Origin of the sequence: Nitratireductor luteus (genome assembly GCF_026162365.1) — a bacterium.
GTDB classification, from domain to species: Bacteria; Pseudomonadota; Alphaproteobacteria; order Rhizobiales; family Rhizobiaceae; genus Chelativorans; species Chelativorans luteus.
On the sequence record NZ_JAOANW010000007.1, the window covers coordinates 199,426 to 225,540 of the forward strand.

Sequence of the window (26,115 nt, forward strand, 5' to 3'; positions counted from 1 at the left end):
TTGCGACAAGAATCTGCGGCAATAAGGGCGAAGCGGACCATATGACGCGCGTGCTGGGCATCGAGACGAGTTGCGACGAGACGGCGGCCGCCGTCGTGGCGCGCAATGCCGACGGCAGCCCGCATATCCTCGCGAATATCGTACTGAGCCAAATCGAGGAGCACGCGGCCTTCGGCGGTGTCGTGCCGGAGATTGCCGCTCGCGCTCATGTCGAGGCGCTGGACGGCGTCATCGAGGCGGCACTGCAGGAAGCCGGACTGACCCTGAAGGACGTGGACGCCATCGCCGCCACCGCCGGGCCCGGCCTTATCGGCGGGCTTATCGTCGGCCTGACAACCGCCAGGGCCATGGCCGCGGCGACCGGCAAGCCGCTCATCCCGGTCAACCATCTGGAAGGCCACGCGCTCACGGCCCGGCTGACCGACGGGCTGCCGTTTCCCTATCTCCTGCTCCTCGTTTCGGGCGGCCACACGCAGATCGTTCATGTGGCAGGTATCGGCGACTATCAGCGCTGGGCAAGCACCATCGACGACGCGCTGGGAGAAGCGTTCGACAAGACCGCCAAGCTTCTGGGCCTGCCCTATCCCGGCGGTCCCAATGTCGAAAAGGCCGCGGAGGGCGGCGATCCCCGTCGCTTTGCCTTTCCCCGCCCGCTGAAGGGCGAGGCCCGGCCGGACTTCTCCTTCTCCGGCCTCAAGACCGCCGTGCGCCGCGCGGCAACCGAACGGGCGCCGCTTTCGCCGAAGGACGTCAGCGACATCTGCGCCTCATTCCAGAAGGCGGTCACCGAAACGCTGGCGGATCGGGTAGCCCGCAGCCTGGAACGTTTTCGCACCCTCCATCCTTCTGACAGTGAGCCGGCATTGGTCGTTGCCGGCGGCGTCGCCGCCAACGCCGCGATCCGGGCCGCTCTGGAAGAACTGTGCACGGACAAAGGCTTCCGTCTCGTCGCGGCGCCGCTCGACCTGTGCGGCGACAATGCGGCCATGATCGCTTGGGCCGGGCTGGAGCGCCTTGAAGCCGGCATCGTGGAAGATGCGGCGTCCTTCGCGCCAAGGCCGCGCTGGCCGCTGGACGAGACGACGAACCCGCTCTTCGGCGGCGGCAAGCGTGGAGCGAAGGCATGAGCAAAATGAGGCGTATCGCCGTCCTTGGCGCCGGTGCCTGGGGCACGGCGCTGGGGCTGACCATGCGACGCGCCGGCCATGCGGTGACGCTGTGGACCCGCGACCCGCAGCTGGCGGATGAAATCTCGACCCTCAACACCAATGGGCGCTATCTGCCGGGTGTCGAGCTCAAGCCAGGGCTATCGGCAACCGTGGACATGGCCGAAGCGCTGAACGAGGCCGATTGCGTGCTCGCCGTGACGCCGGCACAAACGCTGCGCGAGGTATTGGCCGCCGCCCAATCCGCCATGGGGGCCGCCATGAAGCCTGACACGCCCCTCGTCCTGTGCGCCAAGGGTATCGAGCGCGGCACTGGCCGGCTGATGTCGGAGATCGCGGCTGAAGTGCTCCCGCAAAACCCGATTGCGGCGCTTTCCGGCCCAAGCTTCGCCGCCGAAGTCGCGCGCGGCCTGCCCACAGCCGTGACCGTCGCGGCAAAGGACGCCGCGCTCGCCGCGCGCCTTGCCGAAACGCTGTCAGCCCCGCATTTCCGCTGCTACTCTACCGGCGATCTGATCGGCGTCGAAATCGGCGGCGCACTCAAGAATGTCCTGGCGATTGCCGCCGGCGCGACCGACGGCGCGGGCCTCGGCGCCAGCGCCGTCGCCGCCATCATCACACGCGGCTTTGTCGAATTGCGGCGCATTGCTCGTTCCTTCGGCGGGCGCGACGAGACGCTGATGGGGCTTTCCGGCCTTGGCGATCTCGTCCTCACCTGTTCGTCGGCCCAGTCGCGCAACTATGCCTACGGGCTCGCGCTCGGCAGGGGCGAAAGCCTCGATAACCGGCCGCTTGCCGAAGGCGCGCTTACGGCCAATATTGCGGCCCGCATCGTTGCCGAGCGCGGGCTGGACGCGCCTATTATCCGCTCCGTCACGGAACTGCTGGAAGGCCGGCTGACCGTGGAGACCGCCATGGGCGCGCTGCTGTCGCGCCCGCTGAAGCACGAAGAAAACTAGAGCGCCGTGCGTCCATTTGGACGCACTAAGGACGCTCTATCTTTTTTATTTTTCCGCATTTATGCGAACGTCAGGTGATACCACCTGACTGCAAAATGCTAGAGCGTGAACCCGAAAAGTGGAACCCGTTTTTCGGAAATGAACATGCTTCAACAAAGGAGGCTGTATTGATCTTCGCCATCATCTGCCAGGATAAACCCGGCCATCTCCAGGTTCGCCTAGATGCACGCCCCGACCACGTGGCCTATCTCAACGGGCTGAACGAAAAGGGGGCGCTGAAATTCGCGGGGCCGTTCCTGGACGAAAACGAAAAGCCCTGCGGCAGTCTGGTGGCGGTCGAGGCCGCCGACAAGGCGGCCGCCGAGGTCATCGCTGCGGCCGATCCCTACGCTCAGGTGGGGCTCTTTGCCTCAGTGGAGATCCGCCCGTGGAACTGGGTCTTCAACAAGCCGGAGAATGCGTAACATGGCCTACTGGCTGTTCAAATCCGAGCCCAATGCCTGGTCGTGGGAAGACCAGAAGCGCAAGGGAGAAGCCGGCGAGGAATGGACCGGCGTGCGCAACTACCAGGCCCGCAACAACATGCGCGAGATGAAGATCGGCGATCTTGGCTTCTTCTACCATTCGGTGAAGGAGACCAGCGTGGTCGGCATCGTCGAGGTCTGCAACACGGTACACCCGGATTCGACCACCGACGATCCGCGCTGGGAGTGCGTCGACATCCGCGCGGTGACGGACATTCCCCAGCCCGTGACGCTGGCCGATATCAAGGCCAATCCACATCTTTCCGATATGGTTCTGGTGAACAATTCCCGGCTGTCGGTTCAGCCCGTCAGCGAGCAGGAATGGCGCGAGATATGCCGTATGGGCGGCCTGAAGGAAGCGCCGAAAAGCCCATGATCGGCGACGGCGCGGCGGAGGCCTTCATCCGTGCCAACACCACGCTTACCGCACCGCCGCACGTTCCGGAGATCCAGCTCCATCTGGCAGGTGAAGCTCACGATCTGTGGCAGCGGACGGAGGAGGAGTTGCAGGAACTCGGCCTGCCGCCGCCTTTCTGGGCCTTCGCCTGGGCAGGCGGGCAGGGTCTTGCGCGCTACGTGCTGGACCATCCCGAATACGTGCGCGGCAAGCGCGTGCTCGACTTCGCTACCGGCTCCGGACTTGTCGCCATCGCCGCCGCGATGGCCGGCGCCGGCGCGGTGCTGGCAGCCGACACCGATCCCTTTTCCGCAAGCGCCTGCCGGCTCAACATGGCCGCAAACGGTGTCCGGTTCGACATCGCCGGGCAAGATCCGGTCGGCAATGAGGTCGCGGCCGATGTGGTTCTTGCCGGCGACGTGTTCTACGACAAGGCGCTGGCCGAACGCATCATTCCCTGGTTCCAGGCGCTCGCCGGCTGCGGTATCGCCGTGCTGGTTGGCGATCCGGGCCGCGCCTACCTGCCGAAGGAACGCCTGCACTATCTCGCCGAATACGAGGTACCTGTCACCCGCGCACTCGAAGATGCCGAGGTGAAGCGCACCATCGTCTGGCAATTCGCTTGAACCCGGATGGGCTTTCTTCGTGGGCACAGCCGAGAGCAGCACGATACATGACACAAGCGCCGGTGCTGCCCCTCATCGGCCTACCGCACCTCCTCGGCAAACGGCGAGAAGGAGGATGGGAGCCGGCGCCGGCTTCCTACTTGGCCTGCCCTTCCACCGAATGGCGCATGATGAGCGGCATCTGGCTCATCGTGAAGATGATGGTTATGGGCATGATGCCCCACACCTTGAACGCCACCCAGGCGTCGGTCGAGAAAGACCGCCAGACGATTTCGTTGACGATGGCCAGGAAAATGAAGAACAGCCCCCAGCGCAGGGTCAGCTTGCGCCAGCCCACCGCATCGAGCTTGAAAGCCGAATCGAACACGTAGCCGAGCAGCGACTTGCCGAAGGCGAGCCCACCCAGAAGGATAACGCCGAACAGTGTGTTGACGATGGTCGGCTTCATCTTGATGAAGATTTCGCTGTGCAGATAGAGCGTCAGCGCCCCGAAGATGAACACCACCACACCGGAAACGAGCGGCATGATCGGCAGCGTGCGGGTAAGCACCCACGAGGCCGAAAGGGCGATCGCCGTCGCCGCCATGAACAAGGCGGTGGCGATGAACAGCGGCCCGCCCAGCGCACCCAGCGCCGGAAAGCGTTCGGCGATCCACTCGCCCCGCGCATTGGCGAAGAAGAAGACCATGAGCGGCCCGAGCTCCAGCGCCAGCTTGAGCAGCGGGTTGACCTCCTTGCGCTTGGGATCGGAAGGATCGCGTTCGAATATTCGCTGGCTCACTTAATGCACTCCCGCGATCGCCTTGGCGAAATCGCTTGCAGAAAAGGGTTCGAGATCGTCGACGCCTTCGCCGACGCCGATGAAATAGACCGGCAGCTTGTGCTTGGCGGCTATGGAGACGAGGATACCGCCCCGCGCCGTCCCGTCCAGCTTGGTCATCACCAGTCCGTTGACACCGGCAATATTGCGGAAGATTTCGACCTGATTAAGGGCGTTCTGGCCGGTGGTTGCGTCCACCGTCTGCAACACCGTATGCGGCGCGTCAGGATCGTGCTTGCCGAGCACGCGAACGATCTTTTCAAGCTCCGACATCAGCTCGGCCTTGTTCTGGAGCCGACCGGCCGTATCGATGATGAGAACGTCCGAGCCGGCCTCCTTCGCCTTCTCGTATGCGTCCCAGGCAAGGCCTGCCGCATCCGCGCCAAGCTTTGAGGCAACCACCGGCGATCCCGTGCGCTCGCCCCATATCTTGAGCTGTTCGATGGCCGCCGCTCTGAACGTGTCGCCGGCCCCCAGCGTGACCGAGAGCCCGCCCGCCGTCAGCTTGGCCGCAAGCTTGCCGATGGTCGTGGTCTTGCCGGTTCCGTTGACGCCCACGACGAGAACCACATGCGGCTTGTGCGAAAGGTCGAGTTCCAGCGGCACGGCGACGGGGGCGAGCACCTTCTCGATCTCCTCGGCCATCACGGCCTGCACTTCTGCGCCGGATACGTCCTTGCCATAACGACCCGACGCCAGCGCGTCCGTCACCCGCATCGCCGTTTCGAGTCCGAGATCGGCGCGCAGCAGCACGTCTTCCAGGTCCTGCAGCGTATCCTCGTCCAGCTTTCGTTTGAGAAAGATACCGGAAATGTTGTCGCGCAGTTCCTTGGAGGAGCGGGAAAGCCCTTCGCGCAGCCGCTGGAACCACGGCTTCTTCGGCTCCGTTGCGGGCGCGGCAGCGGCTTCTTCCTTGCGACGCTCGACAGCCTTGGCGACAGTCACCTTGGCGCGTTCTTCTGCCTCCACGGGCAAGGGCGGCGGCGTAGCGACCGTCTCCCTTCTCCCTGCCCGCGGGGAGAAGGTGCCGGCAGGCGGATGAGGAGCAGCGCCATCGGTTTCAGACTCAGGCGCTTCCTTGGCCGCGTCATCCACGGCCGGTGCGGCATCCTCAGCCTCGCGCGGCCTCCCACCCTCACCCTCTCCCCGTAAACGGGGAGAGGGAGGCGCCGGCGTTGCGCTGGGTTTTTCTGGCTCTGGCTCTGGCTCTGGCTCTGGCTCTGGCTCTGGCTCTGGCTCTGGCTCTGGCTCTGGCTCTGGCTCTGGCTCTGGCTCTGGCTCTGGCTCTGGCTCTGGCTCTGGCTCTGGCTCTGGCTCTGGAATGATTTCAGGCGGGGCGGCGGGTTCGGTCAAGCTGCCCGGCGCCGCCGGCTCTGCTCCCGCTGCCCCGGTCGTCTCGTCCTGCCGGTCGTCGGGCTTTTCCTCCTCCACCTTGTTCTTGCCGAAGGTGAAGACCTTTTTGATGAATCCGAATGCCATGCCTACCTATGCTGCCTCCACGGCCAGCGGCGCGGCCAGAAGCCGCTCCCCGTCATGGCCGGTGATCCGCGCTTCGATGATGTCGCCGGGGCCGCCGACATCGATAGCCGCCAGCGTAAAGCCTTCCGTGCGGCCAAGCCCTTCGCGCTCCACCAGGATACGCTGCTGGCTGCCGGCAAGGGAGGAAAGATGACGGCGATAGGCCTCGTCTCCCACCGTGCGTAGCCTGGCTGCGCGCTCCTTCACAAGCCCGCGGTCGAGCTGCGGCATGCGCGCCGCCGGCGTTCCCTCGCGCGGGGAGAACGGGAAAACATGCAGATGCGTCAGCCTGCATTCATCGACGATCCGCAGCGAGTTCTCGAACATTTCCTCTGTTTCCGTCGGAAAGCCCGCAATGATGTCCGCGCCGAACACGGCGTCGGGACGCAAGGCCCGCACTTCCTCGCAGAAGGCTATGCTGTCGGCGCGCAAGTGCCGGCGCTTCATCCGCTTCAGGATCATGTCGTCGCCATGCTGGAGCGACAGATGCAGATGCGGCATCAGACGCTCCTCTTCGGCGAGCGCGGCCATCAGGTCGCCGTCCGCCTCGATGGAATCGATGGACGAAAGCCGCAGCCGGCGCAGTTCCGGCACCTCACGCAGGATCGTCCGCACGAGCCGCCCGAGCTTCGGCGCGCCCGGCAGGTCGGCGCCGAAGCTGGTCAGGTCGACACCGGTCAGCACCACCTCGGCATAGCCGTTCTCAACCAGCCGGCGCACTTGGTCGACCACCGCGCCCATAGGCACCGAGCGCGAATTGCCGCGCCCATAGGGGATGATGCAGAAGGTACAGCGATGGTCGCAGCCGTTCTGCACCTGCACGAAGGCGCGCGCCCGGCCTTCGAGGGCGTCGACCATGTGGGAGGCAGTCTCCCGCACCTCCATGATGTCGTTGACACGCACCTTTTCGAAGCGGTTGACGCCGAAATCCGGCAAAGCGCGGTAGCTGTGCGCCTTCAGCTTCTCCTCGTTGCCGAGGACCAGATCCACCTCGTCCATGGCGCCGAAAGTGCCGGGCTCGGTCTGCGCAGCGCAGCCGGTGACAATAATGCGCGCCTGCGGATTGTCGCGCCTGGCCTTGCGGATCGCCTGGCGCGCCTGACGCACGGCTTCGCCGGTGACGGCGCAGGTGTTGATGACGATTGCTCCGCCCTTGAGCGCGTCCAGCCCGGCTTCGCCCGCTTCGCGCTTGATGACTTCCGACTCATAGGCGTTGAGGCGGCAGCCGAATGTCACAACGTCGACGCCCATCAGGCGACCCCCTCGGTCTCGCGCTGCCATTCCCCGGTTGCGGGATCGAACCGGCCGGAAAACTCCCATTCGGCCGGGCCGGTCATTATTACATGGTCGTCGTCGCGCCAATGGATTGCCAACGGGCCGCCGGGAACGTTGACCGTCACACGGCGGTCCGTGCGGCCGGTGCGCACGGCGGAAACGGCGGCCGCACACGCCGCTGAACCGCAAGCCCGCGTCAGCCCCGCGCCGCGCTCCCAGGTGCGCAGGTCCAGGCTGTCGCGCGCGGTGACCCGGGCGACCGAGATGTTGGCGCGTTCGGGGAAGATGGGGTGGTTCTCGAGCAAAGGCCCGAACCGTTCGAGATCGTAGCCGTTGACGTCGCCATCGACCCAGAAGATCGCATGCGGATTGCCCATTGAGGCGACGGACGGCGAATGCAGCGCCGGATCGTCTATCGGCCCCACCTGCAGTTCGATCATGCGCGTATCGCGGAACTCTTCCGCAAGCGGAACTTCCTGCCAGCCGAAGCGCGGCTTGCCCATGTCGACCGAGATCGTCCCGTCCTCGTGTTCCTCGGCATTGAGAATCCCCGCGACGGTCTGGAAGGTGAACAGCTTCTGGCCGGTTTCCGCCGCCAGCGCCTGCACCACGCAGCGCATGCCGTTGCCGCAGGCTTGGGCATGCGAACCGTCGGAGTTGAGTATCTCGATATAGTTGTGCGTTCCGGCAACCTTCGGATCGTGGATGGCCATGATCTGGTCGAAGCGCGTGGCAGGATCGGCATCGAGCGTGCGCGCGGCAGCGGCGGAAACACGGTCCGCGCGGCCACGCATGTCGGCAACGATTATCTCGTTGCCGAGCCCGTTCATTTTTGCAAATTGCGCAAGTTCCGCCATCGGCTCCAATTCCCGCTGGATATGGCGCCTATATGGCGGATCGCGGCAAAAATTACCAGACGACGCGGTCGATCACGCTATGGCGATGATGCCGAGAACCGCCAGCAGGAACAGGACGAGCACGATGCCGATAAGTATCTTGACGCCGGTCATGGCCGCACCGGCAATACTGTTGAGGCCCAGAAGCCCTGCCACGGCGGCGATAATCAGCAGAATGAGTATCCATTTGAGCATTGGGAATCCCTCTCCGCACATATAATCGATGTCGTTGCTTAACGAAAAATGCTTCCGCCGGTTCCGCACCGTATCTCGAAACTGCACGGAATCGCGTTCACGGGCCTTGAAAAGACTCGGTGAAACCGGTTCTTAACCATGTTGGTATGTGATAATTTCCAATCCTCGCCATGGTTGATCGTTAGGTGGGATGCTTGCGAACTTAATGCTGGGAAGCGCCCGGCGCCGACGGAGAAGGCAATGCCGCAGTCAAAGACTTTTATTTTCGCCGCCTCGCTTATGACGCTTGCGCTCGCAGGCTGTCAGTCCGGGCGGTTTACGCCCATGCAGTCGAACGCGCCGGCGCCTCTGGCGGCAGCGCCCGCCGGCACGGTGACGTCGAGCCAACTGCCGCCGCCGGCGCAGGCGACTTCGCCCAGCGAGTTTCCCGAAGCACCGGGCGGTACAGGCGACACCGAAATGGCCGCGTTGGATCCAGCCGCACAGGCTGCGGCCGCCGCGGGAGCGCCCGAGATAACGGCCGGTTCCGTGGCCGGCGTGTGGAGCGTGTCCGTGGCGGGCGAGAATTGCCGTGTGGCAACCCCGCAGACAAAGTTCGGCCAGGGCTTCCGTGCCGGTCCGCTGCGCTGTCCCGCGCCCATGGATGGTGTCAAATCGTGGAACGTGGCCGGCAATCAACTCGCCTTTTACGATGAGAGCGGGCAGGTGCTTGCCAGGCTCTACTCGACCGGGTCGGAGAATTTCAGCGGCCAGACGACGAACGGCCAGCCGATTTCCCTGAACCGCTAGAAAGATGACGCGCCCGTGATCCGGGCTCGCCTTTCCGCTTTGCCCGCCACCGCCCGGTAATCCCATGTCCCTGCGCGACGGACTAGCAACACACCAGACCGTCGCCGAGCGATACGCCCATCTGGTCGAGAGGGGCAAGATCGCTCGCGATCCGGCCCAGGAGGAAATCGCCGCTGCGCTGGACCGCCTGCGCGAGCGCATCGACGAACGGCGCCTGGCCCGCAAGTCGAGCGCGCTGGGCTGGCTCTTCGCCAAACGGCGCAACCACCGGGCCGGCGTCACCGGCCTCTACATCCATGGCGGCGTCGGGCGCGGCAAGACGATGCTCATGGACATGTTCTACGAGATGCTGCCGGTACGCGGAAAACGCCGGGCCCATTTCAACGATTTCATGGCCGACGTGCACGACCGCATCGCCAACCACCGGGCGGCGCTGAAAAACGGCGACACCAGGGAGGCAGACCCCATAGGGCCGGTCGCGGCCGCCCTGGCACAGGAAGCCTGGGTCCTGTGCTTCGACGAGTTCACGGTGACGGACATCGCCGATGCCATGATCCTGTCCCGCCTTTTCCAGGCGCTGTTTGCCGAAGGGGTCGTGTTGGTGGCCACCTCCAATGTCGCGCCCGACGACCTTTACCGGGATGGCCTCAATCGAGGCCTGTTCCTGCCCTTCATCGACATATTGAAACAGCACACAAGCGTAATGCACATCGATGACGGCGCGGACTACCGGCTCGAAAAGCTCAATCGCCTGCCGGTCTACATCACCCCGCTCGGCGCCCATGCCGACCAGCTGATGAACGAGGCGTGGGAAACCGTCACAGCGGGCAAGGAGGCGGAAAGGCAGACGATCGCATTGAAGGGACGGCGGATAGAGATACCCGTGGCCGTGGGCTCAGCGGCCCGGTTCGCCTTCGACGATTTGTGCCGCAAGCCGCTGGGTGCGCGCGACTTCCTCGCTATAACCAAGCGCTACAAGACCATCTTCATCGATGGCGTGCCTGTCATGGAGGATGCCCATCGAAACGAGGTCAAGCGGTTCATCCTCCTGATCGACACGCTCTACGATCAACAGGTGCGCCTGTTCGTCTCGGCCGAAGCGCCCCCCGCCAAGCTCTATGCAAGCACCCGGGGCACGGAAGCGTTCGAGTTCGACCGCACGGCGTCGCGCCTGATCGAAATGCAAAGCCGCGACTGGCAGCAGAAGACGCAAGAGGCCGATATTGGCGAAATTGCGCAGATATAATTGACGTTTACGTAAAGCCACTAACGTCTAAACGATTGAATTTGCTCGCGTGAAAATAATCGGTTGAATTTTTTTGCGAGCCTGCTTATGCCAACCGGGATTTTGGGCCGGAATAACGAGCTAACAGCAGCCGGCCCGAAACCCTGCAATTGCCGGGTCTGTGACGTTCGGGTTCCGGCGCATCACGGAAGGGGATTCTCACCACATGGCACGCGACAAGATCGCTCTCATTGGCTCCGGCATGATCGGCGGTACGCTCGCCCACATGGCCGGCCTGAAGGAACTCGGCGACATCGTATTGTTCGATATCGCCGAAGGCACACCGCAGGGCAAAGCCCTCGACATCGCCGAGTCCTCCCCGGTCGATGGCTTCGATGCAAAACTGCTCGGTGCGAATGACTACAGCGCCATTGAGGGCGCCGATGTTGCCATCGTCACCGCCGGCGTGCCGCGCAAGCCCGGCATGAGCCGCGACGACCTCCTGGGCATCAACCTCAAGGTGATGGAACAGGTTGGCGCGGGCATCAAGAAATACGCGCCCAACGCCTTCGTCATCTGCATCACCAACCCGCTCGACGCCATGGTGTGGGCGCTGCAGAAATTCTCCGGCCTTCCCAGGAGCCATGTCATCGGCATGGCCGGCGTTCTGGACTCCTCGCGTTTCCGCTATTTCCTCGCCGAGGAATTCAAGGTCTCCGTCGAGGACGTGACAGCCTTCGTGCTGGGTGGACACGGCGATTCCATGGTGCCGCTGACGCGCTATTCCACGGTCGCCGGAATCCCGATCCCCGATCTGGTCAAGATGGGCTGGACCTCCAAGGAGAAGGTCGAGGAAATCGTCCAGCGCACCCGCGACGGCGGCGCCGAGATCGTCGGCCTGCTCAAGACCGGTTCCGCCTTTTACGCACCGGCCGCCTCCGCCATCTCCATGGCCGAGAGCTACCTGAAGGACAAGAAGCGGGTGCTGCCCTGCGCGGCGCATCTTTCCGGCCAGTACGGCGTGAAGGACCTTTATGTCGGCGTGCCGGTCGTGATTGGCGCCGGCGGCGTCGAGCGCATCATCGAGATCGACCTCAACAAGGCCGAGCAGAAGAATTTCGACAAATCGGTCGCAACCGTTCAGGGTCTCTGCGAGGCCTGTGCGGAAATCGCCCCCAGCCTGAAGAAATAGGACCCCGACGCCCCATGAACATTCACGAGTATCAGGCCAAGCAACTCCTGAAGGGTTACGGCGCGCCCGTGGCCGACGGCGTTCCGGTCTTCAAGAAGGAAGAGGCGGAAGCCGCTGCCAAAAAGCTGCCCGGACCGCTCTATGTGGTGAAAAGCCAGATTCACGCCGGCGGGCGCGGCAAGGGCAAGTTCAAGGAACTCGGCCCCGACGCCAAGGGCGGCGTGCGGCTGGCCCAGAGCATTGAGGAAGTCGTCGCCAATGTCGAGGAAATGCTCGGCAACACGCTGGTCACCAAGCAGACGGGACCGGAAGGCAAGCAGGTCGGCCGCCTCTACATCGAAGACGGCGCTGACATCGACCGTGAGCTCTACCTGTCGATCCTGATCGATCGCACGGTCGGTCGGCCCGCTTTTGTCGTCTCCACCGAAGGCGGCATGGACATCGAGGCGGTCGCCGAGGAGACGCCGGAGAAGATCCTGACGCTCGCTATCGACCCTGAAAAGGGCGTCACAGTGGAAGACGTCAAGAAGCTCAACGAAGCGCTGAAGCTTGAAGGCGAAGCAGCCAGGGACGGCGAGACGCTGTTCCCCATCCTCTACAATGCCTTTACCGAGAAGGACATGAGCCTGCTCGAGGTCAACCCGCTGATCGTCATGAAAGACGGCCGCCTGCGCGTTCTGGACGCCAAGGTCTCCTTCGACAGCAACGCGCTGTTCCGCCACGAGGACGTTGTTGCCCTGCGCGATACCAGCGAGGAAGACGAGAAGGAGATCGAAGCCTCCAAGCACGACCTCGCCTATGTCGCCCTCGACGGCAATATCGGCTGCATGGTCAACGGCGCCGGCCTTGCCATGGCGACCATGGACATCATCAAGCTCTACGGCGCCGAGCCGGCCAACTTCCTCGACGTGGGCGGCGGCGCTTCCAAGGAGAAGGTGACGGCGGCCTTCAAGATCATCACCGCCGACCCGGCCGTGAAAGGCATCCTGGTCAACATTTTCGGCGGCATCATGAAGTGCGACGTGATCGCCGAAGGCGTCGTCGCGGCCGTGAAGGAAGTGGGCCTGAAGGTGCCGCTGGTCGTCCGCCTCGAAGGCACCAATGTCGAGCTCGGCAAGAAGATCATCAACGAGTCCGACGTCGACGTCATCGCCGCCGACGACCTCGACGATGCGGCCAAGAAGATCGTCGCCGCGGTAAAGGGCCGTTGAGCCATGCCGCCCCGCAAGATCGCTCTTCTGGAAGCCGCCGACCGGCGCATCGAAAAGGTGTTCGATCCCCATATTGCGGGCGACGTGAACGATTCCCAGGTGAAGATTGCCAAATTCGGGGCGGTCTTCGACTGGCATTCCCACGATGAGGAAGACGAGGCGTTTCTGGTTCTGCGGGGCCGGATCGCCATCGACTTCCGCGACGGCGTCGTCGAGCTTGGTGAAGGCGAATTCATCGTGGTGCCGAAAACGGTGGAACACCGCCCGCGCGCACTTACGGAGGAACCGGTCGTTCTGATGTTCGAGCCGGCCACGACCCTCAATACCGGCAATGCCGAAAGCGACCTGACCGTCTCCGATTTGAAGCGATTGTAGGAAAAAGCATGTCCATACTCGTCAACAAAGACACCAAGGTCCTGGTCCAGGGCCTGACCGGCAAGACCGGCACTTTCCACACCGAGCAGGCGCTGGCCTATCACGGCACGCAGATGGTCGGCGGCATTCACCCCAAAAAGGGCGGAACCACCTGGCAGGGTCAGGGCGGGGAAGAGCTGCCGATTTTCGCGACCGTCGCCGAGGGCAAGGAAAAGACCGGGGCCACGGCCTCCGTCGTCTACGTCCCGCCGGCAGGCGCGGCGGCTGCCATCATCGAGGCCATCGAGGCGGAGATCCCGCTTATCGTGTGCATCACCGAGGGCATCCCGGTGATGGACATGGTCAAGGTGAAGGCCAGGCTGGAAAAGTCGAAGTCGCGGCTCCTCGGCCCCAACTGCCCGGGCGTCCTGACCCCGGACGAATGCAAGATCGGCATCATGCCCGGCAACATCTTCAAAAAAGGCTCGGTCGGCGTCGTCTCGCGCTCGGGCACGCTCACCTATGAAGCCGTGTTCCAGACCACCAATGCAGGCCTCGGCCAGACGACCGCCGTCGGCATCGGCGGCGATCCGGTGAAGGGCACCGAGTTCATCGACATCCTGGAAATGTTCCTCGCCGACGACGAGACGAAGTCCATCATCATGATCGGAGAGATTGGCGGCTCGGCGGAAGAGGAAGCGGCGCAGTTCCTCAAGGACGAGGCCAAGAAGGGCCGCAAGAAGCCGATGGCCGGCTTCATCGCCGGCCGCACCGCCCCTCCCGGGCGCACGATGGGCCATGCCGGCGCGGTGATTTCCGGCGGCAAGGGCGGCGCCGAAGACAAGATCGCTGCGATGGAAGAAGCCGGTATCAAGGTGTCGCCGTCCCCGGCACGCCTCGGTACCACGCTGGTGGAAGCCATCAAGGGCTGAAGAATGCGAAACGCCAGGTTGCGCTTGCAGCTTGGCGTTTCAAACCACAACTGATTGAATGACGGCAAAGCCGTCCGCGCCGGCCGGCGTCCAGGCCGCTTAAGCAAGGAGCCGGAGAAAATCCGGAGCTTTACATGGCACGGCAAAACCAAGCCAACGACGAATTCTCCCTCACATCCTTCCTCTATGGCGGCAACGCCGCCTATATCGAAGAGCTCTACGCCGCCTTCCAGGAGGACCCTTCCTCGGTAAACGAGGACTGGCAGGCCTACTTCGGCCAACTCAAGGACGATGCGGCCGACGTGAGGAAGAATGCCGACGGCGCTTCGTGGAAGAAGCAGAATTGGCCGATTGCCGCCAATGGCGAGCTTGTCTCCGCGCTCGACGGCGATTGGGGAGACGTCGAAAAACACTTCGACAGCAAGATCAAGCAGAAGGCCGCTGACGGCGGTGTCGCCCTGACGGAAGCGGAAATCCAGCGTGCGGCGCGCGAATCCGTCCGCGCCATCATGATGATCCGCGCCTACCGCATGCGCGGCCACCTGCATGCCAACCTCGACCCGCTGGGTCTGGCCAATCCCCTCGAGGACTACAACGAGCTGTCGCCGGAAGCCTACGGCTTCACCGAAGCAGATCTCGACCGGCCCATCTTCATCGACAATGTGCTGGGCCTTGAGACGGCGACCGTGCGCCAGATGCTCGACATCCTCAAGCGTACCTATTGCTCGACCCTCGGCGTGGAATTCATGCACATCTCCAACCCGGAGGAAAAGGCATGGATTCAAGAGCGCATCGAAGGGCCGGACAAGGGTGTGGCGTTTACCGCCAACGGCAAGAAGGCCATCCTCCAGAAACTGATCGAGGCCGAGGGTTTCGAGCAGTTCATCGACGTGAAGTACAAGGGCACCAAGCGTTTCGGCCTCGACGGCGGCGAGGCGCTGATCCCTGCGCTCGAGCAGATCATCAAGCGTGGCGGCGCCATGGGGCTCAAGGAAGTCGTGCTCGGCATGGCCCATCGCGGGCGCCTCAATGTGCTTTCCCAGGTATTGGAAAAGCCGCACCGCGCGATCTTCCACGAATTCAAGGGCGGCTCCTTCACGCCTGATGAGGTGGAAGGCTCCGGAGACGTGAAATACCATCTCGGCGCCTCCTCGGACCGCGAGTTCGACGGCAACAAGGTGCATCTGTCACTGACGGCCAACCCCTCGCATCTGGAGATCGTCAACCCGGTCGTCATGGGCAAGGCCCGCGCCAAGCAGGACCAGGTCTTCGGCCGCAAGCGCGAAGAGGTAGTGCCGCTGCCCGAGCGCGCCAAGGTCATGCCGCTGCTTCTGCACGGCGATGCCGCCTTTGCCGGCCAGGGCGTCGTTGCCGAGTGTTTCGGCCTTTCCGGCCTGCGCGGCCATCGCGTTGGCGGCACCGTGCACTTCATCATCAACAACCAGATCGGCTTCACCACCAATCCGCGCTTCTCCCGCTCCTCGCCCTACCCTTCCGATGTGGCGAAGATGATCGAGGCGCCGATTTTCCACGTGAACGGCGACGATCCGGAGGCGGTGGTCTATGCCGCCAAGGTGGCCACCGAATTCCGCATGATGTTCCACAAGCCGGTGGTCATCGACATGTTCTGCTACCGGCGCTATGGCCACAACGAGGGCGACGAGCCGGCATTCACCCAGCCGATCATGTATCGCAAGATCCGCAAGCACCCGACCACAGGCGATATCTACGCGAAGAAGTTGATCGATGAAGGTTTGGTCGCCCAGGAGGAGATCGACCGGATGAGATCCGGCTGGCGCGCGCATCTTGAGGCAGAGTTCGAGGCCGGTCAGGCCTACAAGCCGAACAAGGCCGACTGGCTGGACGGCGCCTGGTCGGGCTTCAAGCGGGCGGACAACGAGGACGAACAGCGCCGCGGCAAGACGGCTGTACCGGTCAAGACGCTCAAGGAGATCGGCAGGAAGCTCACGGAAGTCCCCGCCGATTTCGAGGCGCACCGCACGATCAACCGCTTCCTGGAAAACCGGAAGAAGATGATCGAGTCGGGCGAGGGCATCGACTGGGCGACCGCCGAGGCGCTCGCTTTCGGCTCCATCCTCCTGGAGGGCAACCCCGTTCGCCTCTCCGGGCAGGATTCCGAGCGCGGCACCTTCTCGCAGCGTCATTCGGTTCTGTACGACCAGAAAGACGAGAGCCGTTTCATTCCGCTCAACCATCTGGGTCCTCAGCAAGCCTACTACGAGGCCATCAATTCGATGCTCTCCGAGGAAGCCGTGCTCGGCTTCGAATACGGTTTCTCGCTGGCCGAGCCAAGGGCGCTCACGCTTTGGGAGGCCCAGTTCGGCGACTTCGCCAACGGCGCGCAGGTGATCTTCGATCAGTTCATCTCGTCGGGCGAGCGCAAATGGCTGCGCATGTCGGGCCTCGTCTGCCTGCTGCCGCACGGCTATGAGGGTCAGGGGCCCGAACACTCCTCGGCGCGGCTGGAACGTTTCCTGCAAATGTGCGCGGAAGACAATATGCAGGTCGCCAACTGCACCACACCGTCGAACTACTTCCACATCCTGCGCCGCCAGCTCAAGCGCGACTTTCGCAAGCCGCTCATCCTGATGACGCCGAAATCACTGCTGCGCCACAAGCGAGCGGTCTCGACCCTGTCGGAAATGTCCGGTGAAAGCTCGTTCCACCGCCTTCTGTGGGACGATGCGCAACATCCGGGCGATCAGCCCATCAAGCTGGTCAAGGATTCAAAGATCCGCCGCGTCGTCATGTGCTCGGGCAAGGTCTATTACGACCTTTACGAAGAACGCGAGAAGCGCGGTATCGACGATGTCTACCTGCTGCGTATCGAACAGCTCTACCCTTTCCCGGCCAAGGCGTTGATTACCGAACTGTCGCGCTTCCGCAATGCGGAGATGGCCTGGTGCCAGGAAGAGCCCAAGAACATGGGCGCATGGTCGTTCATCGACCCCTATCTGGAATGGGTGCTGCAGCACATTGACGCCAAGCACAAGCGGGTGCGCTACACCGGCCGTCCGGCCGCCGCCTCGCCCGCCACCGGCCTCATGTCGAAACACCTGGAACAGCTCGCCGCCTTCCTCGAAGATGCGCTGGGCGGCGAATAGTCTGAACAGAACCAACGGAAACGAGACCTATGGCTACCGAAATCCGCGTTCCCACTCTGGGAGAATCCGTCACCGAGGCAACCATCGGCCGCTGGTTCAAGAAGAAGGGCGAGGCGATTGCCGTCGATGAGCCTGTCGTCGAACTTGAAACCGACAAGGTCACCATAGAGGTCCCCGCGTCTGCCGCGGGCACGCTGGAGGAGATATCCGCCGAGGAAGGCACCACCGTCGAAGTCGGTGCACTGCTGGGCATGATCGGCGAAGGCAACGGTGAAGCCGCGTCTGCGAAAAGCGACAAGCCAGCCGCCAAGAAAGAAAAGACCGAGCAAGCTGATGAGGGCGACGGGAAGGCGCCCGGTGGCAAGCTCGTCGACGTCAATGTTCCCTCGGCGGGGGAATCGGTGACCGAGGCTCAGGTCGGCGAGGTCTACAAGAAGGTGGGCGACACCGTTAAGGCCGACGAAGCGATTCTCGAGCTTGAAACCGACAAGGCGGCCCAGGAAGTCATGGCGCCGGTCGCCGGTGTGATCCGCGAACTGGCCGTCGGAAGCGGCGACGAGGTGAAGGTCGGCGCGCTGCTGGCCCGCATCGAGGAAGGCGCATCTGCGGATACCGGAAAGGCCGAAGCGAAAGCAACCGCGAAGCAGGAGGAAAAGGACGAGGCTCCCGTCGGCGAGGCTGCATCCACCGCCGCGCGCGATGTCCGCCATGGCGGCGGCGGCGGAGAATCCGCCCGCCCGCCAGCGCCCGCCGCTGCCAAGCTGATGGAGGAACATGGCCTGAAAGCTTCCGAGATCGCCGGCTCCGGCAAGGAAGGCCAGGTGCTCAAGGGAGATGTCCTCGCGGCGATAGAACGCGGCAAGGACACTGGACGCGGCGCGCCGAGCGAGCCGGCCGAGAAGCCGAAGGCAACCCGCGCGCCTTCCTCCGGAGAGGATGAGGCACGCGAGGAGCGGGTGAAGATGACCCGGCTGCGCCAGACCATCGCCCGCCGCCTGAAAGAGGCCCAGGCCACGGCCGCCATGCTGACCACGTTCAACGAGGTGGACATGACGGCGGTGATGGAACTGCGCAAGAAGTACAAGGACCTGTTCGAGAAGAAGCACGGCGTGAAGCTCGGTTTCATGGGCTTCTTCTCCAAGGCCGTCTGCCATGCCCTTAACGAGATCCCTGCAGTCAATGCCGAGATCGACGGCACCGACATCATCTACAAGAACTTCTGCCATATCGGCGTCGCTGTCGGCACCGAGAAAGGCCTTGTCGTGCCGGTGGTGCGCGATGCCGACCGGATGACGATTGCCGAGATCGAGAAGGAGATCGGCCGGCTCGGAGTTGCCGCGCGCGACGGCAAGCTCTCAATGGCGGACATGCAGGGCGGCACCTTCACCATCTCCAATGGCGGCGTCTATGGCTCGCTCATGTCGACACCGATCCTCAACGCCCCGCAGTCGGGCATCCTCGGCATGCACAAGATCCAGGAGCGGCCGATGGTCGTCGGCGGGCAGGTCGTCGTCCGCCCGATGATGTATCTGGCGCTTTCCTACGATCACCGCATCGTCGACGGCAAGGAGGCGGTCACCTTCCTGGTACGCGTGAAGGAAGTGCTGGAAGATCCCGAGCGTCTGGTGCTCGATCTTTAGGCAGCTGAAAACGGCGGCAGGCGCGAAATGCGAATGACATGGACATTCCTGACCGTGCCTGCCCTTCTTGGCCTGGCGAACGCCGTCGAGGCCGCCTGCCCGCAGGCCTTGGCGATTTATCAGGAAGTCGGCGGCCAAACGGCCATCGACTTCATCCCCAATATGGACATGGTCGCCGCCAGCAACACCTTTCGCCTGATCCTTCCCGATGCGGCTCCCATCGAAGGCCATGTGGAATGGCAATCCGGCGGCGGACGCCCGGACGGCTTGCTGCTGAAGGACTGTCCCACCGGCGACGCGACCGGGGAGGAACTTGCCGCCTGCACATTGTGGCGCGGCGTGGTGTACGCAGTCGACGATGCGGGCGATGTCGGGCTGCTTCCCGGCCCCCGTGACGATGCCGCGCAGCAGCTTATCATGACGGACTTGAGCCGGGCGCTGCATTTCAGCACACTCAATGACGGCGAGACAGCCCTACCCGGCTTCGACGTCTATGAAATCACCGGATGCCAGGAATAATGGTCCGCAATTTGATGTTGCCCCTACTTTGATGTTGGAAGAGATATTGAGCAACATGAGTTGCAAACCGACGAGGCGGAAATGAGCGCATATTGGCCTGAACTCCTTTCCCTGATGGCAATTTTCTCATTTGCGATTATTTCGCCAGGAGCGGATCTGGCGATGGTGATGCGTCAATCCATCGTCAACGGGCGGCGCGCCGCCATCCTGACCAGCATTGGCATCGGATGCGCCCTGCTGTTCCACGTGACGTATACCGTTCTGGGGCTTGGCCTGCTCATCTCCCAATCGGTCTACGCCTTCAATATCCTCAAATGGTGTGGTGTGGCCTATCTTACCTATATCGGCATCCAGTCGCTTCGCGCCAGGCCGCCGACCATGGAAACCGCACCGGTTCCGACCGAAGCGCCGGCCCAGAACCAGTCCGCGCTCAAGGCATTCCTGATCGGGTTCGCCACCAACGCGCTCAACCCGAAACCGGTCTTCTTTTTCCTGTCGATCTTCTCGACGGTCGTCCACATCGAGACGCCGGCGGTGGTCAAGTTTTTCTACGGATGCGTGATGGCGACAGCGCTTATCGCTTGGTTTGTCGGCGTATCCATCTTCATGACGACACCCTCCGTAAGGCAAGGGTTCAATCGCATCGGCGTATGGATCAACCGTGTCGGCGGCCTTGTCTTCCTCGGCCTCGGCCTGAAACTGGCTACCGAAAAAGCGGGCTGAAGACGTCAATTCCCGGCAATCCGAAAACCAATTATCACGACTGGCTGACAGCAATGCGGCCGAAACGAAGGGAAAATTCATGTCATACGATCTCGTCGTCATCGGAACCGGTCCGGGCGGTTATGTGTGCGCCATCAAGGCCGCCCAGCTTGGCCTGAAGACCGCCGTCGTCGAAAAGCTGCCGACCCATGGCGGCACCTGTGTGAATGTCGGCTGCATTCCCTCCAAGGCCCTGCTGCACGCATCGGAAATGTTCGCGGAAGCCTCGCACTCCTTCGCCGATCTCGGCATCGATATCGGCAAGCCGAAGCTCGACCTGAAGAAGATGATGGCGCACCGCCAGAACTCGGTCGACCAGAACACCAAGGGTCTCGACTTCCTGATGAAGAAGAACAAGATCGACGTTCTGCGCGGCACCGGCTCGATCGCCGGCAAGGGCAAGGTCACCGTCAAGGATGCAGACGGCAAGGAGCAGACGGTCGAGACGAAAAACATCGTCATCGCCACGGGCTCGGATGTAAACGGCATTCCCGGCGTCGACGTGAAGTTCGACGAGAAGGTCATCGTATCGTCCACCGGCGCGCTGGAGCTTTCCAAGGTGCCTTCGAAGATGGTGGTCGTGGGAGGCGGCGTGATCGGGCTCGAGCTCGGCTCCGTCTGGGCGCGCCTCGGGGCCGAGGTCACGGTGGTCGAATATCTCGATACCATTCTCGGCGGTATGGACGGCGAGGTCGCCAAGCAGTTCCAGCGCATGCTTTCCAAGCAGGGCTTCACCTTCAAGCTCGGGCAGAAGGTGACTGACGTTTCCAAGGCCGGCAAGGGTGCGAAGGTGACCTTCGAACCGGCCAAGGGCGGCGACGCAGAGACGATCGAAACCGATATCGTGCTGATCTCCACCGGCCGCAGACCGTATACGGAAGGTCTCGGCCTCAAGGAGGCCGGCATAGAGACGGACAAGCAGGGCCGGGTCAAGACCGATAAGCACCTGCGCACCAATGTCGAAGGCATTTACGCGATCGGCGACGTAATCGCCGGGCCGATGCTGGCCCACAAGGCAGAGGAAGAAGGTGTGGCGGTGGCCGAGACCCTGGCCGGTCAGGCCGGTCACGTGAATTATGACGTCATTCCAAGCGTCGTCTATACGAGCCCCGAAATCGCCTCCGTCGGCAGGACGGAAGAGGAGCTGAAGAAGGCCGGCGTTGAATACAATGTCGGCAAGTTCCCCTTTTCGGCCAATGGCCGTGCACGCTCCATGCTGCATACGGATGGATTCGTGAAGGTGCTGGCCGACAAGAAGACGGACCGTGTCCTGGGCGCACATATCGTGGGTTTCGGCGCTGGCGAAATGATCCATGAGGCTGCCGTGTTGATGGAGTTCTCCGGTTCCTCCGAAGATCTCGCCCGCACCTGCCATGCCCATCCGACCATGTCGGAAGCGGTCAAGGAAGCCGCGCTCGGCGCATTCGCCAAGCCCATTCATTCCTGAACATCGGCCGCGGGAATCGAGGGGACGCGGTTTGCGCCGCGCCCCTGGTATTCTCGCTCCTATTGAGCTGCCGGCGGTTCTTGTTCAGCCGGCGCTTCACCGGCTGGACCTTCGGTTTCCGGCGCGGCAGGGGCCGTATCCGTGGGAGCGGCTCCAGTCTCCGGCGCGGGCGTTGCTTCCCCGCCGGCACCTCCTTCGGGAACAACGGTTACATTCCCGCCCTCGGGCGCCAATGTAGTCTCCGTATCTCCAAAGAAGGCGCCGCCGCCGAACACCAGAAACAGGATAACCAATATGGCCGCCAGCACGGCAACGATGACGAACGTGCTGGCACCGCTCCCCGAACCCCGCACACGCGTGGCATCGGGTGGCGGTGGCGTGCTGGGGCCTGCCGCAGGATCATGCGGGTCCCGCGTGGGGTCGCCGCTGCCGGGTCTCTTGTCAGGATTTGCCATTGAACTCTCCAGGGGTTCGCCTCGGTAGCGTTGAAACGCACCAAAGGGTTGGAGTGTTCCCTGGCCTGCGGCGGGGCGGGTCCGCCACGCCGAAACGGAAAAATCCGATTTTTGGTTTTATAGGGCGCGGGTAACCCTGTATCCCGCCTGGCGCAACTTCTCGACGAGACCGTCCTTGCCGGGAAGATGCATGGCACCAACGGCAATGAAGGCATGTCCCTTCTTCAAAATGGGCAGCGCGCGCTCGGCCATGGTCGCATTGCGGGCGGTTACCATGGCCGCTTCGAATTCGGCATATCCCATGCTTGCCCCGTCGCCTGGAACGGCTTGTTCCAGCATCGGTCGGAACATCGCGGTCTCGCCGTCGCTGTAGAGCTGGATCATCGTCTCGATCACATCGTCCACCCGGTCGCCCATCGAAAGCGTACTGACCAGACCCTCGATGTGAAACGGCATCGGCAGCGAGGCCATGGCGCGAAGCTGTTCTCCCACGCTTTCAAGCCCGGCAAGCTTCTTGCCGGCCGCCTTCGCGTCCTTCGCCAGCTTCACGTCGAGCACCGGCTTTCCCGCCTGCTGGCGCGCCTGCTCGCAGGCAGGCAGTGCAACCAGGGAAACAAGCATCCACGGCTTCATCTTCACCACGCTCGAGAGCGGCACCCCTCGCGCATCGAGCGCCGTGGAAACGATTTCCCGCTGTTCCGCCGTCAGATGGTCGGTCAGTGCCTCGCCGGGCGGGAACATCATCAGGCCGGGCTCTTCCACCATGGCGGCCATGACCGCCTGCTGGTCCAAAATGTCCGTCGTCTCGATCACCACCGTCCGGGCCTCGTCGAAGGCCGCTTTCGCGGCATCGGGCAGGCTGGTGACACGCGGATCGGTTACATGCATCGTCCCAAAGAGAAAGGACGGCGCGATGCCGTCCTTTTCGATCTTCCACAGGAGTCCCTTGCCATTGGGCGTTCGCCCGGCTTCGCGCTCGATCTCGACAACCTGTTCCGGATCGTTCCTGAGAAACTCCTCCAGCAGGTTCCGGCCATTGCAGGCGATCGTCTCATCCGCCTGCGAATGCGCCGGCGAGGTCGCGAACAGCAGCGTGACGGCAAAAGCCAGCACGAACAGCACATTCACGGCGGCAAGCAGCCACAGCGATGTGTTGGCGATACGATCGGCAAGAGCGCGGTTTTTTCTCATGTTCGAGGCGTATCGGCAAAATGTGGAAAAATCGGTTAACCGGCAACAGAACCGTGCATTTCACGCGCGCGGATGCGCGGCATCGTAAATTTCCAGTAACCGGGATGTATCGACTGCCGTATAGACCTGCGTCGTCGACAGGCTGGCATGGCCCAAAAGTTCCTGAATGGCGCGAAGATCCCCGCCCCGGGCGAGCAGATGCGTGGCGAACGAATGGCGCAACGCATGCGGGGTGGCGGTGTCGGGAAGGTTCAGCGCCGAGCGCATCTTCTGCATCTCGCGCTGAATGATTGCCGGCCGCAGCGCCCCGCCCCGCGCGCCGCGAAACAGCGGCTGGTTCGGGCTCAGATGATAGGGGCAAAGCCGCCTGTATTCCGCCGCCGCCCTGTGGACCACGGGCAGGACCGGCACGAGCCGCGTCTTGCCGCCCTTGCCGGTGATGCGAAGCGTCTCCTCGCGCGGTGAGACGAGGTCACCGCCCGTAAGCCCCAGAGCCTCGGAAATGCGCAGGCCCGATCCATAAAGCAGCGCCAGGACAGCGGCGTTCCTGGCCGCGATCCAAGGTTCCTCTGCAAGCTGCCCGTCGCCGCTGGACACACGCCGCGCATCGGCCGCCGTCAGCGGCTTCGGCAATCCCTTGGGTGCGCGCGGCGAGTGCAGGGCGGAAGCGCCGGCCGCATTCACGAGGCCGCGCTTTTCCAGGAACCGCAGGAAAGAGCGGATACCGGCCAACCCCCGCCCCAGCGTGCGCGCACCCGCACCGCCATTGCGTCGCGCGGCCAGAAAGGCACGAAAATCGGCAGGTCTCAGATCGGCGATGTCGGCAATGCCCGGCGCGCCACCGCAATGGCCGGTCAGGAATTGCAGAAACTGCCGCGTGTCGCGCTCATAGGCCTCCACCGTCAGCTTTGCCAGGCGCCGTTCGCCGGCGAGCGTCTGCAACCACTCGCCGCGCGCGGCCTGAAGGTCGGGTCTGGCTGCAATGAGGAATTCCTGCGTCATGGCGCGCCCGTTGGAAAACACCATTATGGCAAGGGAAGGTTAGCGGCCGGTGAATGCCGGCTAACCTGGGATTCAGGACCTAGCCCTCGACTTCCTCGCGCAGCATCTCCAGTTCCAGCCATTCCTCTTCCAGCCGGTCGCGCGTGGCGCGTTTTTCGTCCAGTTCCTTCGTGAACCGCTGAAACGCGACGGCATCGCGCGTATAAAGTGCCGGGTCGGACAGCTTGGCCTCCAGCGCCTCGATCTCCGCGCCAAGCTGCGCGATCTTCTCCGGCAGCGTCTCCAGCGCGAATTTCTGCTTGTAGGAAAGCTTTTGCGCATTGGGCTTGGCCGGGCGTGGGGTCGGTCCGCTGCCCTTGCCCTTTGCGGCATCCGCCTGGCCGCGCGCCTTGCGCCGTTCCAGTTCCTCGCCCTTGCGCTGCGCCATCATATCGGAATAGCCGCCGGCATATTCCGTCCAGCGCCCGCCGCCCTCCGGCGCTATGGTGCTCGTCGCCGTCCGGTCGAGAAAATCGCGGTCATGGCTGACCAGAAGCACCGTGCCTGGAAAGTCCTCCACCAGCTCCTGCAAAAGGTCGAGCGTCTCCATGTCGAGATCGTTTGTCGGCTCATCGAGAACCAGCAGGTTGGCCGGCCGCGACAGGAGCCGGGCCAGCACCAGCCGCGCCTTCTCGCCGCCGGAAAGCTCGCGGATCGGCGTGCGCGCCTGCTCGGGCTTGAACAGGAAGTCCTTCATATAGGAAACGACATGCCGCTCCAGGCCGTTGACCACCACGCTGTCGCCGCGCCCGTCGGTCAGGAAATGGCTGAGCGTTTCGGACGGATCGAGCGTCCGCTTCTGGTCGAGAACGGCGACTTCCAGATTGGCGCCCAGCCGGAGCGTGCCCGAGTCCGGCGCAAGTCGCCCGATCAAGAGATTGATCAGCGTCGTCTTGCCCGCCCCGTTTGGGCCAACAAAGCCGATCCGGTCGCCGCGCAGGATACGCGCGGAGAAATCGGCAACAATCGGATGCCCGTCATAGGATTTGTTCAGCCCCTTGGCCTCGATCACCAGCTTGCCGGATTCGGCCGCGTCGCTCGCCTGCATGGTTGCTAAACCCTCGGCGCGGCGATGCGTGCGATGCTTTTCACGCAGCCCCTGCAACTCGCCCAGCCGGCGCACATTACGCTTGCGTCGTGCCGTCACGCCGTAGCGCAGCCAGTGCTCCTCGCGGGCGATCTGCCGCCCCAGCTTGTGCTGCTCGCGCTCTTCCTCTTCGAGCACGGTATCGCGCCAATCCTCGAAGTGGGCGAAGCCCTTGTCGAGCCGGCGCGTCACGCCCCGGTCGAGCCATACCGTCGCCCGGCTGACCCGCTCCAGGAAACGCCTGTCGTGCGAGATGGTGACAAGGGCCGAGGAGGAGCGCTGCAGTTCTTCCTCCAGCCATTCGATGGTCGCCAGATCCAGATGGTTTGTCGGCTCGTCGAGAAGCAGCAGATCGGGTTCGGGTGCCAGCACGCGGGCCAGTGCCGCCCGCCGCGCTTCGCCGCCCGACAGTGTGGCCGGATCTTCCTCGCCGGTCAGCCCCAGCCGATCGATCACCAGCGCCACCCGGTTCATATCGTCCGCAGGCCCCAACCCCGCCTCCACATATGCCCGCACGGTGGCATAACCCTGCCAGTCGGGCGCCTGCGCGAGATAGCGCACCGTCGCGCTCGGCTGGCGAAACACCTCTCCATCCTGCGGCTCCACCATCCCGGCGGCGATCTTGAGGAGTGTCGACTTGCCCGACCCGTTGCGCCCCACCAGCGCGATGCGCTCGCCGGGGCCAACCATCAGCGACGCGCCATCCAGAAGGGGCGTGCCGCCGAATGTCAGGCGGATATCTTCCAGTTTCAACAGCGGCGGCGCCATG

The 26,115-nt window shown here is 63.4% G+C and carries 25 protein-coding genes; 16 read left to right on the plus strand and 9 right to left on the minus strand.

The features are described from left to right. Nucleotides 1–41: 41 nt before the first annotated feature. The 5 genes from tsaD to N1058_RS11790 all read left to right on the plus strand — a co-directional run bounded on the left by tsaD (nucleotide 42) and on the right by N1058_RS11790 (nucleotide 3,672). Nucleotides 42–1,127, plus strand: a complete 1,086-nt coding sequence (gene tsaD / locus N1058_RS11770) for a tRNA (adenosine(37)-N6)-threonylcarbamoyltransferase complex transferase subunit TsaD (protein ID WP_265517886.1) — start codon at nucleotides 42–44, stop codon at nucleotides 1,125–1,127. Continuing rightward, nucleotides 1,124–2,125: an NAD(P)H-dependent glycerol-3-phosphate dehydrogenase gene (locus N1058_RS11775; RefSeq protein WP_265517730.1), complete on the plus strand. Its 1,002-nt coding sequence runs from the start codon at nucleotides 1,124–1,126 to the stop codon at nucleotides 2,123–2,125. Before tsaD ends, N1058_RS11775 begins: the two co-directional genes overlap by 4 nt. A gap of 167 nt (nucleotides 2,126–2,292) precedes the next feature. Further along, entirely contained in the window at nucleotides 2,293–2,589 is a 297-nt protein-coding gene (locus N1058_RS11780) for a YciI-like protein (protein WP_265517731.1), read from the plus strand. 1 nt (nucleotide 2,590) lies between these two features. Beyond that, nucleotides 2,591–3,025 (plus strand): EVE domain-containing protein, encoded by a 435-nt coding sequence (locus N1058_RS11785; RefSeq protein WP_265517732.1) that lies wholly within the window; start codon nucleotides 2,591–2,593, stop codon nucleotides 3,023–3,025. Further along, complete coding sequence (locus tag N1058_RS11790) at nucleotides 3,022–3,672, plus strand: class I SAM-dependent methyltransferase (RefSeq protein WP_265517733.1); 651 nt, start codon at nucleotides 3,022–3,024, stop codon at nucleotides 3,670–3,672. Before N1058_RS11785 ends, N1058_RS11790 begins: the two co-directional genes overlap by 4 nt. Before the next feature lie 136 nt (nucleotides 3,673–3,808). On the opposite strand, the gene N1058_RS11795 is transcribed toward N1058_RS11790, so the two are convergent. The 5 genes from N1058_RS11795 to N1058_RS11815 form a co-directional block, all read right to left on the minus strand. Continuing rightward, on the minus strand, nucleotides 3,809–4,453 hold the full coding sequence (locus N1058_RS11795; protein WP_265517734.1) for a septation protein A: 645 nt from the start codon (nucleotides 4,451–4,453) through the stop codon (nucleotides 3,809–3,811). Beyond that, a complete protein-coding gene (gene ftsY / locus N1058_RS11800) occupies nucleotides 4,454–5,971 on the minus strand; it encodes a signal recognition particle-docking protein FtsY (protein WP_265517735.1) in 1,518 nt (505 codons plus the stop codon). It lies immediately after the preceding gene. 6 nt (nucleotides 5,972–5,977) lie between these two features. After that, complete coding sequence (gene mtaB / locus N1058_RS11805) at nucleotides 5,978–7,261, minus strand: tRNA (N(6)-L-threonylcarbamoyladenosine(37)-C(2))-methylthiotransferase MtaB (RefSeq protein ID WP_265517736.1); 1,284 nt, start codon at nucleotides 7,259–7,261, stop codon at nucleotides 5,978–5,980. Further along, nucleotides 7,261–8,142, minus strand: coding sequence for a diaminopimelate epimerase (gene dapF, locus N1058_RS11810; protein ID WP_265517737.1), 882 nt, complete (start codon nucleotides 8,140–8,142; stop codon nucleotides 7,261–7,263). The genes mtaB and dapF overlap by 1 nt, the downstream gene beginning before the upstream one ends. Nucleotides 8,143–8,214: 72 nt before the next feature. Further along, on the minus strand, nucleotides 8,215–8,376 hold the full coding sequence (locus tag N1058_RS11815; RefSeq protein ID WP_265517738.1) for a DUF1328 family protein: 162 nt from the start codon (nucleotides 8,374–8,376) through the stop codon (nucleotides 8,215–8,217). A gap of 240 nt (nucleotides 8,377–8,616) precedes the next feature. On the opposite strand from N1058_RS11815, the gene N1058_RS11820 reads away from it, so the two are divergent. From N1058_RS11820 to lpdA, 11 genes are all read left to right on the plus strand, one after another. Then, nucleotides 8,617–9,165, plus strand: a complete 549-nt coding sequence (locus tag N1058_RS11820; RefSeq protein WP_265517739.1) for a protease inhibitor Inh/omp19 family protein — start codon at nucleotides 8,617–8,619, stop codon at nucleotides 9,163–9,165. A gap of 64 nt (nucleotides 9,166–9,229) precedes the next feature. Continuing rightward, nucleotides 9,230–10,411: a cell division protein ZapE gene (zapE, locus tag N1058_RS11825; protein ID WP_265517740.1), complete on the plus strand. Its 1,182-nt coding sequence runs from the start codon at nucleotides 9,230–9,232 to the stop codon at nucleotides 10,409–10,411. 205 nt (nucleotides 10,412–10,616) lie between these two features. Further along, nucleotides 10,617–11,582, plus strand: coding sequence for a malate dehydrogenase (gene mdh, locus N1058_RS11830; RefSeq protein WP_265517741.1), 966 nt, complete (start codon nucleotides 10,617–10,619; stop codon nucleotides 11,580–11,582). Between the two features lie 14 nt (nucleotides 11,583–11,596). Continuing rightward, nucleotides 11,597–12,793 carry an ADP-forming succinate--CoA ligase subunit beta gene (gene sucC, locus N1058_RS11835; RefSeq protein WP_265517742.1) on the plus strand — a complete coding sequence of 399 codons (1,197 nt, stop codon included), beginning with the start codon at nucleotides 11,597–11,599 and terminating at the stop codon, nucleotides 12,791–12,793. A 3-nt stretch (nucleotides 12,794–12,796) separates the two neighbouring features. Further along, nucleotides 12,797–13,168, plus strand: a complete 372-nt coding sequence (locus N1058_RS11840) for a cupin domain-containing protein (RefSeq protein ID WP_265517743.1) — start codon at nucleotides 12,797–12,799, stop codon at nucleotides 13,166–13,168. Between the two features lie 8 nt (nucleotides 13,169–13,176). Beyond that, nucleotides 13,177–14,079 (plus strand): succinate--CoA ligase subunit alpha, encoded by a 903-nt coding sequence (sucD, locus tag N1058_RS11845; protein ID WP_265517744.1) that lies wholly within the window; start codon nucleotides 13,177–13,179, stop codon nucleotides 14,077–14,079. A 134-nt stretch (nucleotides 14,080–14,213) separates the two neighbouring features. Beyond that, entirely contained in the window at nucleotides 14,214–17,204 is a 2,991-nt protein-coding gene (locus N1058_RS11850; protein ID WP_265517745.1) for a 2-oxoglutarate dehydrogenase E1 component, read from the plus strand. Between the two features lie 29 nt (nucleotides 17,205–17,233). Beyond that, the gene (odhB, locus tag N1058_RS11855) at nucleotides 17,234–18,844 is read left to right on the plus strand and encodes a 2-oxoglutarate dehydrogenase complex dihydrolipoyllysine-residue succinyltransferase (RefSeq protein ID WP_265517746.1); all 1,611 of its coding nucleotides are present in this window, start codon (nucleotides 17,234–17,236) and stop codon (nucleotides 18,842–18,844) included. A 33-nt stretch (nucleotides 18,845–18,877) separates the two neighbouring features. After that, nucleotides 18,878–19,363 (plus strand): hypothetical protein, encoded by a 486-nt coding sequence (locus tag N1058_RS11860; protein WP_265517747.1) that lies wholly within the window; start codon nucleotides 18,878–18,880, stop codon nucleotides 19,361–19,363. Between the two features lie 81 nt (nucleotides 19,364–19,444). Further along, a complete protein-coding gene (locus N1058_RS11865; protein ID WP_265517748.1) occupies nucleotides 19,445–20,086 on the plus strand; it encodes a LysE family translocator in 642 nt (213 codons plus the stop codon). A 79-nt stretch (nucleotides 20,087–20,165) separates the two neighbouring features. Beyond that, nucleotides 20,166–21,572, plus strand: a complete 1,407-nt coding sequence (gene lpdA / locus N1058_RS11870) for a dihydrolipoyl dehydrogenase (protein ID WP_265517749.1) — start codon at nucleotides 20,166–20,168, stop codon at nucleotides 21,570–21,572. Between the two features lie 59 nt (nucleotides 21,573–21,631). Here the strand turns inward: lpdA and N1058_RS11875 are convergent, their stop codons facing one another. From N1058_RS11875 to N1058_RS11890, 4 genes are all read right to left on the minus strand, one after another. Further along, on the minus strand, nucleotides 21,632–22,027 hold the full coding sequence (locus N1058_RS11875) for a hypothetical protein (protein ID WP_265517750.1): 396 nt from the start codon (nucleotides 22,025–22,027) through the stop codon (nucleotides 21,632–21,634). A 117-nt stretch (nucleotides 22,028–22,144) separates the two neighbouring features. After that, nucleotides 22,145–23,218 carry a TraB/GumN family protein gene (locus N1058_RS11880; RefSeq protein ID WP_265517751.1) on the minus strand — a complete coding sequence of 358 codons (1,074 nt, stop codon included), beginning with the start codon at nucleotides 23,216–23,218 and terminating at the stop codon, nucleotides 22,145–22,147. 60 nt (nucleotides 23,219–23,278) lie between these two features. Continuing rightward, complete coding sequence (locus tag N1058_RS11885) at nucleotides 23,279–24,220, minus strand: tyrosine recombinase XerC (RefSeq protein ID WP_265517752.1); 942 nt, start codon at nucleotides 24,218–24,220, stop codon at nucleotides 23,279–23,281. A gap of 79 nt (nucleotides 24,221–24,299) precedes the next feature. Further along, entirely contained in the window at nucleotides 24,300–26,114 is a 1,815-nt protein-coding gene (locus N1058_RS11890) for an ABC-F family ATP-binding cassette domain-containing protein (RefSeq protein WP_265517753.1), read from the minus strand. Nucleotide 26,115 lies beyond the last annotated feature (1 nt).

Coding starts and splice junctions, on each gene's coding strand:
- tsaD (WP_265517886.1), top strand. CDS start 42: ATGACGCGCGTGCTGGGCATCGAGACGAGTTGCGACGAGACGGCGGCC.
- N1058_RS11775 (WP_265517730.1), top strand. CDS start 1,124: ATGAGCAAAATGAGGCGTATCGCCGTCCTTGGCGCCGGTGCCTGGGGC.
- N1058_RS11785 (WP_265517732.1), top strand. CDS start 2,591: ATGGCCTACTGGCTGTTCAAATCCGAGCCCAATGCCTGGTCGTGGGAA.
- N1058_RS11790 (WP_265517733.1), top strand. CDS start 3,022: ATGATCGGCGACGGCGCGGCGGAGGCCTTCATCCGTGCCAACACCACG.
- ftsY (WP_265517735.1), bottom strand. CDS start 5,971: ATGGCATTCGGATTCATCAAAAAGGTCTTCACCTTCGGCAAGAACAAG.
- mtaB (WP_265517736.1), bottom strand. CDS start 7,261: ATGGGCGTCGACGTTGTGACATTCGGCTGCCGCCTCAACGCCTATGAG.
- dapF (WP_265517737.1), bottom strand. CDS start 8,142: ATGGCGGAACTTGCGCAATTTGCAAAAATGAACGGGCTCGGCAACGAG.
- N1058_RS11815 (WP_265517738.1), bottom strand. CDS start 8,376: ATGCTCAAATGGATACTCATTCTGCTGATTATCGCCGCCGTGGCAGGG.
- N1058_RS11820 (WP_265517739.1), top strand. CDS start 8,617: ATGCCGCAGTCAAAGACTTTTATTTTCGCCGCCTCGCTTATGACGCTT.
- zapE (WP_265517740.1), top strand. CDS start 9,230: ATGTCCCTGCGCGACGGACTAGCAACACACCAGACCGTCGCCGAGCGA.
- mdh (WP_265517741.1), top strand. CDS start 10,617: ATGGCACGCGACAAGATCGCTCTCATTGGCTCCGGCATGATCGGCGGT.
- sucC (WP_265517742.1), top strand. CDS start 11,597: ATGAACATTCACGAGTATCAGGCCAAGCAACTCCTGAAGGGTTACGGC.
- N1058_RS11840 (WP_265517743.1), top strand. CDS start 12,797: ATGCCGCCCCGCAAGATCGCTCTTCTGGAAGCCGCCGACCGGCGCATC.
- sucD (WP_265517744.1), top strand. CDS start 13,177: ATGTCCATACTCGTCAACAAAGACACCAAGGTCCTGGTCCAGGGCCTG.
- N1058_RS11850 (WP_265517745.1), top strand. CDS start 14,214: ATGGCACGGCAAAACCAAGCCAACGACGAATTCTCCCTCACATCCTTC.
- odhB (WP_265517746.1), top strand. CDS start 17,234: ATGGCTACCGAAATCCGCGTTCCCACTCTGGGAGAATCCGTCACCGAG.
- N1058_RS11860 (WP_265517747.1), top strand. CDS start 18,878: ATGACATGGACATTCCTGACCGTGCCTGCCCTTCTTGGCCTGGCGAAC.
- N1058_RS11865 (WP_265517748.1), top strand. CDS start 19,445: ATGAGCGCATATTGGCCTGAACTCCTTTCCCTGATGGCAATTTTCTCA.
- lpdA (WP_265517749.1), top strand. CDS start 20,166: ATGTCATACGATCTCGTCGTCATCGGAACCGGTCCGGGCGGTTATGTG.
- N1058_RS11875 (WP_265517750.1), bottom strand. CDS start 22,027: ATGGCAAATCCTGACAAGAGACCCGGCAGCGGCGACCCCACGCGGGAC.
- N1058_RS11880 (WP_265517751.1), bottom strand. CDS start 23,218: ATGAGAAAAAACCGCGCTCTTGCCGATCGTATCGCCAACACATCGCTG.
- N1058_RS11885 (WP_265517752.1), bottom strand. CDS start 24,220: ATGACGCAGGAATTCCTCATTGCAGCCAGACCCGACCTTCAGGCCGCG.
- N1058_RS11890 (WP_265517753.1), bottom strand. CDS start 26,114: ATGGCGCCGCCGCTGTTGAAACTGGAAGATATCCGCCTGACATTCGGC.